Source organism: Pseudoalteromonas sp. 0802 (assembly GCF_013350085.1).
GTDB lineage: Bacteria > Pseudomonadota > Gammaproteobacteria > Enterobacterales > Alteromonadaceae > Pseudoalteromonas.
The window spans coordinates 36,598-50,595 of the sequence record NZ_JABVXE010000001.1 but is presented as its reverse complement, the minus strand read 5'-3'; the positions used below and the strand labels follow the sequence as shown (position 1 = coordinate 50,595).

Here is a 13,998-nt window from a genome sequence, read left to right as displayed (position 1 = left end):
CCATTTTGGAGATGGCAACGACTAGAATTGCAGTGAAACATCAAAGCCATAGCGACGCCCTTCCCCTTTAAAGTCTTCAAGCATGCCTAAGAACGAGCTTAAATCGAACTTTAACTGACTGTATTCAGTACCAAATAAATTTTTGCCCCATAAAGTAAATGACCAATTATCAACATCATATTTTAGATGCGCATTAACAATGCTAAAGCCGTCTTGGCGGGCATATGGGTTCATGTTCTGGTCAAAATAAAACTCAGACTGATAATCGTAAATAATGTTGGCCGATAACGGATACGACGCCAAGCTGGTATCGTATTTTAATCCCGCTGATACATTCCATTTAGAGGTAAACGGCAGTTGGTTATCGGTAATACTGTTGCCAAGTGGGTCAACGTAATCTTCAAATTCAGCATGAGGGATATAGCCAACTGAAAGTAGCATGGCTAATTGTTTAGTTGCTTGGTAATTAATTTCAGCTTCAAGGCCGTAAATGATTGAATCAGCAACATTTTCAAGTAATTGCACAGGAGGCATTTGCGGTGTTTCTGACGCTTGGTTCATAAACACTTGTTGGTCGTTATAGTCATAGTAAAACGCCGCCCAATTCATTCTTAGTTGCTTGCCAGGCCAGAACGACTTTAAGCCAACTTCATGGGCATTCAAGCGCTCTTTGCCATAGTTTGCTAAGATTGCTTGTTCTTCAGATGACAAAAAGCCTCCGTTGTAGCCACCACTTTTACTACCATTAGCAAAACGATAATAAAGATTGCTTGCATCTGAATAGCGATAATTAACGGCAAATTGACCAGTAAAGCCATTGTCTGATTGCTCATCGGTAACGCGATAAAATGGTACAAGCACTCCGTCTAAGTCGTTCACATCAACCACCGCATTTAACGTGGCGATTGAGTCATACTCAAGTGACTCATAGTCATATCTAAGGCCGGCTGTAATCATCCATTTATCTGCGACAGGCACTTCAATTTGGCTAAATACAGCCAAATTTTGCATCTTGATTTCGTTATCGTAAATAAAGGTCGCGGTTAAGCTTGTCGGTAAAATACCCCGGAAATCACGCAAAATATCATTTAAATTATCTTGCTCAATCGTCTCATCTGCAAAATAAACACCACTGGTGAGTGTGTAATCAGCAAGTTCGTTTAATAACCTGAATTCTTGGCTGAATAGTTGGGTATCTAGCCCTAATACTCCTTCGCACAAACGAGCTGGCGATCCATCGCAGTTAAAAGCGTGGCTTCTTTCTAAATCGTTAAAGCTCGAAAGTGAGGTAAATGTACTTTGCTCGTTTAAATGCCAATTGACTTCGGCGATAAAACCGTAGCCATCAGACTTATGAGGTGAGTCGTTATTGACACTCACAGCAAAGAAGTCATCACTGCCATCATTAAAACCAAAGTTATCAAAACAGCCTGTTGAGCCCGCATCTGCTGGTGAACACAGCTCACCCGTTAAAGGGTTTGCGACAATACCAATACTACCAACTGGCTGGGCAATACCATCCCAATCTTCAATATGCGCTTGCAGGTAAAGATCAACATCATCCCACTCCGACAAAAAAGACACACGTGCATTTTTTTGCTCCATGCCTGCTGTTGGTGAGTCTGCATAAGTATTTTTTGTTGAATATTCATAGTCTTGATAGTTAACAGCAATACGCATTGCGCTGGAGTCTGAGAGTTGCTGGTTCCACATACCATCGACGCTGGTGGCGTTGTTATTAGCAGCACCTAATGTTAGCGAGCCATAGCTATCAAACTCAGGGCGATTTGAGCGTATAAGTATTGCACCACCGGTAGAGTTACGACCAAATAAGGTACCCTGCGGGCCGCGTAAAATATCGAGTTGTTCAATATCGTACAAGTTAACAATTTGATTATTAGCAGACCCCACCGCAACGCCATCAAGATACATGGCCACAGGTGAAGTATTCGCCGTATTATAATCAAGTAACCCCACCCCACGGATGCTCACAGCGGGAGGCGTCCCTTCTGCGGCGTTTTGGGTAATTTTAACGTTTGGCGCAAACAAACCAATTTCAGTTGAATCTTTAAAATGCTGAGCTTTTAAAATTTCGCCATCCACTTGGCTTACCGCTACACTCACGTCTTCAATTGCTTGCGGACGCTTTTGTGCATAAACGCTAATAACTTCCATGTCTTTTTCAGTCTCAGCTCCTTGTGCAACAGCGCTTGCCATTACACATGCCGCCAAGCTGGTGCTCGACAACATCATAAACTTAGGATCTTTAAGAAAAGGACGCTTCATTGGCTTTTAGACCTTAAAAGAGGGAAACTTGTTAAATTGTTGTAATTTAGTGGTAAGTATAGACCAAACAATAGATTAAAGTCGCATATAAATCATGAAAATTCATGACTTATACGCATACTTTTTTACAACTTTACTCACACTAACCTTTTTCGAATGCATGCTCTCCGCTGATTTCGCTTGGCCAACCACATATTGCCCGCGCTGTTTGCATACCGGCCATCACAGCAGCCTCAACACAGCCTGCATTAACCCCTGTTTTTATCCAGTCGCCAGTGATGCGCAAATTAACAAACTGACTGCCATCTGTAGCCAGGCGGTATTTACTCGAATCAACCACAGATAAAACATAGCGCTCACTAGGATCGACATTAACGCGCCAATATTGCTGCTCAAGAACAGGTAAAATGCTATGCGGATCACTGTAAAAAACCTGCCAATCAAACTTGTTATCAATATAGGCTTCAGGCCAAAGTGGCCGCATATCTGCGCTAAACAAATTATGCATATTCAATTTTACTTCGGCTTTCATTTGCTCTGGGAATTGATGTGCACTGGCAGGTGGGTAGTTTTCGCAGCTAAACGCACTGCAAAAATAGGCAATGTTCACAGGCGCATTTTCACTTGGCCAATCTTCTTTATCGAGTAAGTTACCCATTGCCGCCCAGGTATCAAACGGCTCGACAAAGCCACTTAAAATAGGCCCTTCGTGAGCAGCATTAGTTTGCGTAAAGCCAAGTTGTGAGTCGGTTTTATTCAACCATACTTGGCAAGCCTGAGTCGCCACACTTTGCACTTTTGTTGCTTGTTGAGAAAGCGCGTAATCTACAGCTAAAAGTTCAGAGGCAACGTGTTCAAGAGAGGCAACCGACACACCTAAAATCAGTGTATCAAAATCAATACCATGGCGAAGCGTCACTGTTGGCAATGCAGTACTAAAGTGTTCTTGATACACTTCGGGCCAATTACTCCAAAATGACTCTAAATTGATTTGATATTCTTGCAATAAGTGCGCTTGTTCGGGGCTGATTTGCTCATACAGGGGTTCACTTGGCCAGCATGGCAGCTGCTTTACATCTATGAGCGGTTCATAGTCTTGGCCAACTAAACTGACCTGTTGGCAAAGCTCAATCTCACTTACCTGCGGCTCACCTTGGTCAGTTTGCCCAGCAGATAAGTTAGTTAACTGATGGAAAAACTTAAACTTAACGCCGCGCTGCTTTAAAAGCTCATAAATTGGACCAAAAATGACATCGCCCATGCCTGCTTGCATTTTCCACATTACGCCGCCTTTATAGCAAAGACCTATACGTAACATAGCAAGGGCGGCAACGCCTGCTTCAACATTGGGTTTACTAAAGTCACCTTTAGGGTAAGCGAACACCAAATCATAAAAGCCGCGCACTGGCGCTGAATCAACGCTGTAAGTTTTATTCGCACCATTTTTTTCGAGCCACTGACGAAAATCGTAGCAATTAATGACACCAAAACCGTCGCGATATACTTTGTCTTTAATCAGTCCTGTGAGCATTGCAATCGCAAGATCGGCACAAATATAAAGTCTGCGCAGCTCCGGGTTGTCATCTAGTAGATCAATAACTTGGTCTTTAAACCAACGTTTTAACTTTCTGACGATATACCAAATCACCAGCCGATCGGCCTGCTTATCTGTATGGGTGGCCTGCTTTTCGGTGAACTGCAGCAAATGAGTTATCAATGTTCGTGGGTTCGAGGCAATTTCAGTTGCACCTGCTTCAATATCATCAATGAATTGCTTTGCGCCATTTAAATGGGTATCAATGTCTGCTTTGATTTCTTGATACATGTGTTTGAGTAACGATTGATCCCGTGATTTTTTAGTCACTAAAATGGTTTTAGCATCTTGCTGCTGACAAACATGCTCAATGCCTTCGGTCCATTTTTTTAGCCATGCTAATGTCATGGTGACAAAGTCCCACACTGTTATATCTAGACTGCCATCAGCGGGGTTGCCTTCAACGGTAGGAAAATCAATTGGCCAAGTTTGCCATTCGTTATCAATAAACTCTTGTAAAGCAATAAAATTGTGTGGTTTAAATGCCTGCTGCCAAGTAGCCAATGAACAACTAGCTGGTCGATTGAGTGAGTTATACACCCCTTCTAAGGTGCGAAAGCTATTCACGTAGGCGCCAAACCAAACATGTAAACCATGCTCTTCGATTCGCTGTCCAAAATGGGCGTTTCGGCCACTCGCCCCTTTACCGCCAATGCGCCAACCCTGTTGATAAACGGTAATTTCGCGCTGGCTTTGCCAATTAGCTTGCTCGGTTAAATACACTGCCGCAGTCATCGCTGCAACACCGCCACCGACAATGGTGATTTTTTCTTTTTCCATGGTTACCCCTGTGCTGGTAACAGTTGTGTTGCGCCAAGCTGGTCAAAGTCCATATTGACGTAAAAAGGTAAATGAACCGCTTGTTTGCCAAGTGCGATGCCAAACATGTCATGCAAAGGAAAGCTCGCAAGAGCTTTTACATCCAAGCTAAAATCATTGTGTAAAAGTTTTAATTGATGAATTTTTGTGATTAACGAGGGTGAGTGAACCACGCATTGATAAACGGCTTTATCTCCTTGGCCATCGGGAAATTGTTTAAACAAAATCTGATCCATCTGCGGATGAATAAACCCGTCTAACAATTGTTTAAGAAGCGATAAATCAATGCCTTTAATTTGCGCATCAAACAAATCTGTAACGTGTTTAGAAAAATGCGATAAGTTATCGAGTAAGTTTTCCTTGGTACTTGCCTGTGTTTGCTCAATGGTTAATAGCTCATGCATCGCTAATTTAGAGTCAGGGTTAAACACATCAAAACATTCTAAAGAAATACTAAAGGCGCCCGCATCACTCACAGTCGCAGGCATTTGATATTCACAGAGGTATTTATTGTAGCCCCAGGCTTCCCGGCCATTAATCAAAGCATAAATGTTATTGACGCTAATAAATGCCGGATACCAATATAAATGACTAATATCTCCATCGAACATTTTTGCTACTGGGAGCCAAATAATAATATCGGTTTCTTGCATCCAGCCATGCTCTGAAAACGGTGGCGTTAACGAAGAAATTTTTTCGATATCAGTGAAGGTAAGTAAACACGTGCTCCCTAACACATTAAACGAGGTTGACTCGGTTGCTAGTAGGTTTAAAGTTGCATCAACATACTGTTGCATTTTTTGCTCACAGCCAGACACAAAAAATCCGTACATTTGCGCATTGATCATTCGACAAGGTGGTTTAGCAACTGGGTTAGATAAGAAGTGGCTGTAATTTGCTTGGTCCGTCATAGTCATTACTTATATTATTGTTTAGTAATGACTATAGACTAGTTTTTAATGGTTGGTGGCAACTTCTAGATGACAACTTTCTTTTAACAGTTGTTCTGTAAATTGCTGATAGCCAAGCTGATTAAAATTTTCAGATAATGGATTCATAAAACCATGTCCAAAGTCGGCTATTTCACAGCTCACCTTCGCTTTACTTTTTAATGTTGCAATCACAGGCTTTATATCAAAATGTTCTTCACTGTGGGGAAAAATAAATCGGCAAGGAACTTTGGCTTCAAGCTCAAGGTGGTGCCTGACTTGGGATGGATAAAAGGCAATAATTTTTTTAATGAATGAATTTTTTAACTCTGCTTGAGCTCGCCAAACGGCAGCTGCGCCTGCACTAAATGCAATAATCGTGGTTGGCTGACGAATAGCGGCCATTTTGACATGCACCCGTTCAAAATAACTATCATGCCCGCAATGAGTTATAAAATGCTGGTATTGAAACTGCTCGTTTATAGGGAGCTGAATTTCTCCTAGATAAGGATCGCAAAGACTCACTTTACCGCGAAGCTGCTGAGCAAGCAGCGATAAATGCGCTGTTTTACCGAATATATCTGATACCAAAAGGTAATTCATAAGCATACTTCTTATTGTTATTTTGTGCCTAATCACAATACGCCTGTTTCTGTTAAACATCCAGAGATTATTTTTGATGTTTAAAAAATAAACCTTGCGCTTAGTTAATTCTTACAGTAATCTGCTTGTCTGGTTTTTAGAAACCACGCGGTTAACCCCTTACCTTGATCCAGTAATTCCCGCATATTCGTATAAATACTTGCAACTTGTTTGCTAAATGACATTTTGATGAATTTTCAAATCATCACCAAACTGTCACAAACTTAGTCAACACTGTTAGCAAGACAACAAATGTCGGTCTGTATTTTTAAATGCCTTTTAAAGCTCTACAGACACTGACAAAAGAAAGAGTGAGTTTTATTATGTCATATAAATACAACGGATCTTTGATCCAGATCGCACATCCAGTGCAATCAATCTCGGTAAATAAACAGCGTGTAATTTTTAGTGACACGCAGGGCTTAAAAAATGCCATCTTCCAAAAGGCCAGTGATGCACGCCAGTTTGTGAAGTGGTTAAAAGCCAACTAAACCCTACCGATAAACGCCAGCCAACAAGCTGGCGTTTTAGTTTTCACCACCAGCCTGCATATAGCTAAATTCCTGCTACACTTATATTTTTAGCCCATAAATAGGTAGTAAAAATGCGTTTTGTGTGGTCTATTTTACTATTACTTTTTTGCCTGCCAGTTGCTGCAACCAAGCAACCGAAGGCTATTGAGTGGATCATGGTCGATTTTGCCCCCTACTACATCATGCATGATAAATATGAAGGCACAGGTCGTGATGAAAGTGTGATCAAATTATTAGAAAAAGCACTGCCTGAGGTTTCATTTAAACGCACTTTATTGCCAGCCAGTCGTGCCGTGCATGAACTATCAAACCCACAAAATAATTACTGTATGCTGTCGTTATATCAAAGCGAGCACCGCAAACAGCATATTCAGTTTACTGAACATTCATCAACTGTTGGTTTGTCGCCGTCTATTGCAATACGTAAAGAGTTAGCAAAAAAACTTAAGCTAGACTCAACAAAACCTGTGTCACTTAAATCATTACTAGCCGAAAACCTTGCTTTAGGGGTCTCTATGAGTCGCTCTTTTGGAGCAAATATCGACAAAGTGATTAACGAAAGTCATGACGCTAATATTATCTCTCGCCCCGGCAGAGACACCCTCGCAAGCCTAACTTATATGCTACAAAAAAAGCGTATTGATATATTACTTGGCTACCCTAGCGAACATTATTACTTGGCTCATTCCATGGGCTTTGAAGGTGACTTAACTCAACTATCACTTACTGAAGCTCCGGCGTTAAGCATTGGCTATATAGGCTGCACTAAAAACAAGCAAGGTGAAGTAACGGTAAAATTATTAGATGAAGCTCTTGAGAAAATCGCTCATACAGATGCTTTTCATGATGTTTTAGTTCGCTGGCTACCGGATAATTTGCAGCCCATTTTAGAAAAGAGATTAAAAGATAGAAACGAAAGTGCCGCTCATTAAGCGGCACTTTTAATTTTACCAACCCACAGTTATGCGAATTGGCGGTCGTATTAACGGTGCTTACTTACGCACACCTTCAATGAATAAACCAATATCAACATGCGTAGAAGCCGGACCAAGGTTGTAGTCAATACCGTAGTCAGTTAATTTAAGACTTGTTTCGCCTTCAAAACCAACACGGTAACCGCCCCACGGATCTTTACCTTCACCAATTTTGTCAATTTCAAAAGTAATGGTTTTGGTTACACCATTCAAGGTAAATTCACCAGTAACATCTGCTTCGTCACCGTCTTCATCAAACTTGATTGAGGTACTTTTAAATGTTGCAGTTGGGTATTTATCAACATTTAAGAAGTCTTTACCGCGTAAGTGCTTGTCACGCTCAGCATGGTTTGAGTCGATGCTTTTAGTATCAATCGTTACATTGATTTTAGATGCATTAGGCGCTTTATCGTCATAGCTAAAATCACCTGAGAAAGTATTAAAGCGACCATGTAACCAGCTGTAACCTAAGTGCTTAATTTTAAAAGTTACAAATGCGTGTGCACCGTCTGTATCAATAACGTAGTCAGCTGCATTTGCGTTTGCTGTTGAGAAAAGTGCAGCACTTAGTGCTGTGCCTAATAGTAATTTTTTCATGTTAATCATCCTTCAATGGTTTGATCATTCTAATTAAGGTTTTATCTTTATCGATAAAATGATGTTTTAGTGCCCCTAAAGCATGTAAAACAACCACAGCTATTAGCCCATACGCGGCATAAAAGTGAATTTTACCTGCAATATCTTCTTGGTTCGCCACCGACTCTGGTAATGCCGGCACAGCAAATAAATTAAATACTTCAATTGCACGGCCATCAGCCGTAGAGATTAAATAGCCAGATGTCACAATGACAATTAAAGCTAAATAAATTAGTTTATGGACTGAGTGTGCAACTCGATTCATTGCTTTTGAACTACCTGCAACAGGCTCAGGTTGGGTGCCTAATAAGCGCCAACCAAAACGAAACAACAATAATGCCGCTAAGGTAATGCCCACGCTCTTATGTAAGTCCAAAGAGCCTTTGTACCATGCGTCGTAATAGGTTAGCTCAACCATATACACGCCTAAGCCAAACAAACCAAACACCCCAAGTGCCATTAACCAGTGCACTAAGATGGCAACCCAGCCATAACTTGACTTTGAATTCTTTAACATACTCATTTCCCATGAGAATCGTGAAACTAGATATAGATTAACCGATGGGTTATATAATGAAAATAGCGTAAAACGAACAGCTTCTGTGCGTATATGCACATCTTAGAGGAAAGGGTAAAGTTGTAAGGGAAAGGGGAAAGACAGAAGGTGCTAGGTGCTAGGTGCTAGGTGCTAGGTGCTAGGTGCTAGGTGCTAGCAGTAGTATGAATACTCGTTGATAAAAGCGTTTTAATTCTTAACGTGATAAATTTTTAGTTTTACTCACAACCGTTTAATCACTCAACCCAATAAACTCAGCCGATTTCAAAAGAAGTCACGCCAAAAATACGGTTTAATGGCAAGCTAGGACATTCGCCGGTATACATCCTGGCGGTTTCGAACGACACTTGCATGTTGTACTTCTGTGCTAAAGCGACAGCAGCTTGATTTATTTCTGGCGTATCAAGGAAAATAGCGTCAGAGGCACTCACTTTAGATTTTAAAGCAAGAAACAAAGATTCAGCCAATTCTGGTGAGTCGGCAAATAAAGGGCCAATCTTAAAGCCGTTCTGACATTTGCGAATTACCCCGTATCCTGCCAATTCCCCATTGCTCATTACGCCCAAAGCGTCGCATTGGGGTTGGCTTAACCAGGCTTTAGTAAAGTTTGCCCTATTTACTGGGAAAAAAGCCTGTTCGTATGCGACAATAATTTCGAATGGCACGGCATTAAGATCAACAATATCTGCACTTTTTGGTGAATTACCACCGCCGACTCCTGCAAAACGAATATTGCGATAAGCCAGGTTAAAACCAGACTTTTTATAGTTTTCTTGCTGTTCCACCACACCATCAAGGCCAATATTCAACCCTTCAAGGCGCTTTAACGCGGCATTCCAAATTTGTATTCCGTAACCTTTGCCACGGTAATCAGGTTTAACAATGTAAAAGCCAATAAAGCCAAATGCATCGTGGTAATTAATGGCAGAAATTGTAGCGATAGGCTCATCGTCAAGAAAACCAACCAGAAATCCTTCAGGATCAGCTGCAAAATAACAATCTGCATCATTAAGGCCTGGATTCCAACCTTCTGCTGCAGCCCAATCAATCATGAGTTCGACTTCCTGTTTGGTCATGGTTTTGATTGTAAAGTGTTTACTCTGCATCTGCTTTCCTTAAAAAATTGAAAATAACTAAAACTTAATAGCTCTTTGATAAGGGTGCTACTTAGAGTATGCCTATTTTTACAATTGCATACCTAAATATAGACGGCTAACTAATTGGAGCATGCTTAAGTTAGCCGCTATAAAAACGTATAGATATTCTAGAGCAATTATATTTTACTTGCTGTTATTTCAATCCTGTACACTTCAACACCCTCAGTGCCCACCTCAATCGTTGCAGGTTCGTTAAGGTTTACCATTAACTTAGGTTCTTGAAATTTATTGTAAGAGCCATTTTCAAATTTATAGAGTGCAGATGTTAGTGTCACAGTTTGCTCGTTCAATGTAGGGGTTACATCAAATTTAAGAATATCATCTGCAGTCACTGTTTGAGTTTTGTCTTCTTCAGTTTTAACAACGTGCGTTTTTACAAGTTGATTATTCAAATAAAGGTTAAGGTCTAATTGCAAGCTTTCTGCAGCTGAGGCACCAAATGCAGCGAGAGATAACAGTACCATTCCTAACTTTTTCATTATATTTTCCTTAATAGTAGGCTTACCCCAAAATGGGAAAAACCAACTTATCAGGTACTGAGACTTGGCGCAATTGTTTAACACTCTGTAAGTTAAGTGTTTTTATTCGCATATGAAGCAAACTTTCGTTACTAGCTACTTCTTGACTGGTGATGACTCAAAGATCTCGTAATGTCGCTCAACACAGGTGGTTACTTTACCCCATAAAGAGTTTTTAACTCTTTGCTGATGATATTCAAATGCCAATTTATCTATAAACTCTTCGTATACATCAAAGCGAAGTGGGTTTTCTGTATGTTCAGTAACACTGAAAGTAATACAACCAGGCTCTTCTAGGGTAAGACGCCTATGAGTCACCAACTCAGATTTAACGTTCTCTAAGTCAGATTCAGGAACTAAAATAAACCCTTTCAACGTTACTTTTGACATAAATATCCTTTTAGAATGAGTCGGAACATAACGGCAAGAACTGGGTAGTCGCAAATTGCTGGCGTCCTGATATATTTATCAGGCCCTCAACTAGTAATGACCCAGTTTTAATAATTGATCTACTGCCTTTAAAACTTACCGCTTAAAGCTTAAAACTATTAACTTTCAGCTATTCGCCTTCTTCCACCAAACCAACATAAATCTGGCTATTGGCATCTACCTGAAAGCAGCTGATCAGGTTTTCTTTCACCAACTCTAACATGGCGATAAAACTAACGACAACACCACTTCTGCCCTCTTCTACCGTAAAAAGAGTACTAAAAGGCAACTGTGATTGCGCTTCTGAGAGTTTATCTAAGATTAAGCTCATCCGTTCACGGGTCGATAAGGCTTCTGCGGTAATATGATGGTGTTCAAATGTTTTAGCTCGGGCCATAACGTCGCTTAGTGCAACTAACAGGTCTTTCATGTCAACGTCAGGTAACAGTACCTCACGCTCACTCAATTCTGGCACCAGTGCTTCGGCTACAAATATATCGCGGCCTTCGCGAGGGATCTCATCAAGATTTTCTGCGGCTTTTTTAAATTGTTCGTATTCTTGTAAACGTCTTACAAGCTCAGCTCGTGGGTCTTCTTCCTCTTCAAGCTCTTCATGTTTTGGTAATAATAATCGTGATTTAATTTGTGCTAATAACGCCGCCATCACAAGGTATTCACCAGCCAGTTCAAGCTGAAACTCGCTCATCATTTCAACATAACTAACGTATTGCTCTGTAATACTAAAAATAGAGAGCTCTAGTACATCGAGTTTATGTTTTTTAATTAAATACAAAAGTAAGTCGAGAGGACCTTCAAAGGTTTCTAAAATGATCTCTAACGCATCAGGTGGAATATATAAGTCTTCAGGTTTATCGACCACCGCTTTGCCATGCAAAAAAGCCAGTGGCAGCTTTTGCTGTACTGGCTCTTGTATATTATCTGGCGCGTCAAGCTCTGGGCTAGTCAATGAAGTCTCTACTCAAATGGTTTAGTATCACCGCAACCCACACGTAAGATTTCGATATCATCATCCGACAAGTCAATTACTGTGGTTGCCTGTTCAGGAAGATAACCACCATGAATAATTAAATCAACTTGCTTTTCAATGCGATCGCGAATTTCATCAGGATCAGCCTCGGTATATTGCTCACCCGGTAAAATTAAAGAACACGACATTAACGGCTCACCTAATTCAGCCAATAAAGCACAGGTGATTGGGTGTTCGATAACACGAATACCAATGGTTTTTTTCTTTTCGTTTAATAAACGCTTTGGTACTTCTTTAGTGCCTTTAAAGATGAACGTATATGGCCCAGGGGTGTTATTTTTAATCAACCTGAATAACTGATTATCAACGCGAGCATAAGTAGATAGCTCTGATAAGTCACGGCAGACCAAAGTAAAGTTATGGTGTTTTTCAATACCACGAATACGTTCGATGCGCTCTTTTGCTTGCTTATTACCAATGTTACAGCCAAGTGCATAACCCGAATCGGTTGGGTAAACAATAACACCGCCCTGCTTGATAATATCAACCGCTTGGCTGATTAAGCGTGGTTGCGGATTATCTGGATGAATATGAAAAAACTGACTCATTACACGCTCCTATTGCCCTTCCCATGCTTGCCAAACCCCTTGGCAATCTTTTGGTAAGTATAAATTTTTACCTAACTCCAACCAACTGGTCGGAAAATGAAAATCTGACCCTTGTGACGCAAGTAAGCCATATTCACGACTCAGTTCACCTAAAAACTGGCGCTCACTGGGTGCTTGCTGTGGTTGTGCAACTTCCATCGCATCGCCACCTGCGCCTTTAAATTCAATAATTAACTTACGTAGCCATTTGTTAGACATTTGATAACGCCCAGGATGAGCAAGAACGGCAACCCCACCGGCTTGGTGAATGGCAGCAATTGCGGTTTGCATATCACACCAACTACTTGGTACATAGCCTGTTTTTCCTCGCCCTAAGTACTTTTTAAATACCCCAGGAAAGTTTTTAGCAACACCACGCTCAATCAGCGCTCGGGCAAAATGCGCTCGTGTGATCTGTGCGTTTTCAGCAAATGTTTTTGCTTGGTCGTAAATGCCTTCAAAACCATTTTTAGCAAGGCGACGACCGATCTCTAAAGCGCGATCTTCACGCTTGCCTTGTTGCGCTTGTAATAGTGACAACAGTGCGTCATTTTCATCATCAACATTTAAGCCAACAATATGAATTTCAAAGCTTTCCCATTTTGTTGATACTTCAACGCCAGCAATTAATTTAAGCGGTAAATTATCATTTGCAATGACTTGGCGAGCTGGCTTTATCGCACTTAACGTGTCGTGATCGGTAATTGCAAACACATCTATGTTTTTCTCAACCGCGCGGTGTAACAATTGCTCGACTGATAGCTGACCATCTGAGTATGTGGTGTGGCTATGTAAATCGTATTTTATCAAAGGGAAAGACTGCTTTACGTAAGTTCTTGAATCAATAATGTGAGTATAACAAAAATTTACTGCCAAGGCGTGATTATCTTTTTAGGTTAGACATATATACCCACATAAATGGGCTATTGCGAGGGGTAAATGCCCAACACGTATTAATATGTAAATTAATGCTTGACAGTATTGGCTTAGGTACGCTTTACTGTATGCACTTTCAGACACGTTAAATAAGAAATAACAATGAACAAAACAATTCAAATCACAATTTGGTGGTGGCACTCGTAACTAGCGGGTGACGAATTGTCGTGTCTAACGATTTCAAAACCCGCTCATGTAGCGGGTTTTTTTATATCTAAATTTTAAGGTTTTATAATGAATTACATAGCAACTCTTACACATCATTGGTGGTGGCGCCTGGCTTAGCGGGACGGTAAGGGTCTATCTAATTTATAGGCATCTTTATACGAACCCCGCCAAGCATAGCTTCGCGGG

At 40.8% G+C, this 13,998-nt stretch carries 14 protein-coding genes; 2 read left to right on the top strand and 12 right to left on the bottom strand.

Annotation, left to right across the window (positions count from 1 at the left end; translation table 11 throughout):
• Positions 1–21: 21 nt before the first annotated feature.
• The 4 genes from HUS61_RS00255 to HUS61_RS00240 form a co-directional block, all read right to left on the bottom strand.
• Positions 22–2,286 carry a TonB-dependent receptor gene (locus tag HUS61_RS00255; RefSeq protein WP_258535959.1) on the bottom strand — a complete coding sequence of 755 codons (2,265 nt, stop codon included), beginning with the start codon at positions 2,284–2,286 and terminating at the stop codon, positions 22–24.
• Positions 2,287–2,428: 142 nt separating this feature from the next.
• Positions 2,429–4,660, bottom strand: coding sequence for an NAD(P)-binding protein (locus HUS61_RS00250; RefSeq protein ID WP_175081751.1), 2,232 nt, complete (start codon positions 4,658–4,660; stop codon positions 2,429–2,431).
• Between the two features lie 2 nt (positions 4,661–4,662).
• Positions 4,663–5,610, bottom strand: a complete 948-nt coding sequence (locus HUS61_RS00245) for an acetoacetate decarboxylase (RefSeq protein WP_175081750.1) — start codon at positions 5,608–5,610, stop codon at positions 4,663–4,665.
• A 45-nt stretch (positions 5,611–5,655) separates the two neighbouring features.
• Positions 5,656–6,267 (bottom strand): hypothetical protein, encoded by a 612-nt coding sequence (locus HUS61_RS00240; protein WP_175081749.1) that lies wholly within the window; start codon positions 6,265–6,267, stop codon positions 5,656–5,658.
• Between the two features lie 326 nt (positions 6,268–6,593).
• On the opposite strand from HUS61_RS00240, the gene HUS61_RS00235 reads away from it, so the two are divergent.
• Together HUS61_RS00235 and HUS61_RS00230 are read left to right on the top strand one after the other, a co-directional pair.
• A complete protein-coding gene (locus tag HUS61_RS00235; RefSeq protein ID WP_165381452.1) occupies positions 6,594–6,761 on the top strand; it encodes a hypothetical protein in 168 nt (55 codons plus the stop codon).
• A gap of 113 nt (positions 6,762–6,874) precedes the next feature.
• Entirely contained in the window at positions 6,875–7,735 is an 861-nt protein-coding gene (locus tag HUS61_RS00230) for a TIGR02285 family protein (protein WP_175081748.1), read from the top strand.
• 60 nt (positions 7,736–7,795) lie between these two features.
• Here HUS61_RS00230 and HUS61_RS00225 read toward each other — a convergent pair whose 3' ends face one another.
• The 8 genes from HUS61_RS00225 to HUS61_RS00190 all read right to left on the bottom strand — a co-directional run bounded on the left by HUS61_RS00225 (position 7,796) and on the right by HUS61_RS00190 (position 13,518).
• Positions 7,796–8,374: a YceI family protein gene (locus tag HUS61_RS00225; protein WP_054561236.1), complete on the bottom strand. Its 579-nt coding sequence runs from the start codon at positions 8,372–8,374 to the stop codon at positions 7,796–7,798.
• A 1-nt stretch (position 8,375) separates the two neighbouring features.
• Positions 8,376–8,930: a cytochrome b gene (locus tag HUS61_RS00220; RefSeq protein ID WP_054552924.1), complete on the bottom strand. Its 555-nt coding sequence runs from the start codon at positions 8,928–8,930 to the stop codon at positions 8,376–8,378.
• A 293-nt stretch (positions 8,931–9,223) separates the two neighbouring features.
• On the bottom strand, positions 9,224–10,075 hold the full coding sequence (locus tag HUS61_RS00215; RefSeq protein WP_175081747.1) for a GNAT family N-acetyltransferase: 852 nt from the start codon (positions 10,073–10,075) through the stop codon (positions 9,224–9,226).
• A 167-nt stretch (positions 10,076–10,242) separates the two neighbouring features.
• Positions 10,243–10,605 carry a hypothetical protein gene (locus HUS61_RS00210; RefSeq protein WP_105180801.1) on the bottom strand — a complete coding sequence of 121 codons (363 nt, stop codon included), beginning with the start codon at positions 10,603–10,605 and terminating at the stop codon, positions 10,243–10,245.
• Between the two features lie 135 nt (positions 10,606–10,740).
• The gene (locus tag HUS61_RS00205) at positions 10,741–11,034 is read right to left on the bottom strand and encodes a putative quinol monooxygenase (protein ID WP_175081746.1); all 294 of its coding nucleotides are present in this window, start codon (positions 11,032–11,034) and stop codon (positions 10,741–10,743) included.
• A gap of 169 nt (positions 11,035–11,203) precedes the next feature.
• Positions 11,204–12,040: a ScpA family protein gene (locus HUS61_RS00200; protein ID WP_181447698.1), complete on the bottom strand. Its 837-nt coding sequence runs from the start codon at positions 12,038–12,040 to the stop codon at positions 11,204–11,206.
• 8 nt (positions 12,041–12,048) lie between these two features.
• On the bottom strand, positions 12,049–12,669 hold the full coding sequence (locus HUS61_RS00195) for an L-threonylcarbamoyladenylate synthase (protein WP_055021149.1): 621 nt from the start codon (positions 12,667–12,669) through the stop codon (positions 12,049–12,051).
• Between the two features lie 9 nt (positions 12,670–12,678).
• The gene (locus HUS61_RS00190) at positions 12,679–13,518 is read right to left on the bottom strand and encodes an RNase RNM (protein WP_175081745.1); all 840 of its coding nucleotides are present in this window, start codon (positions 13,516–13,518) and stop codon (positions 12,679–12,681) included.
• Positions 13,519–13,998 lie beyond the last annotated feature (480 nt).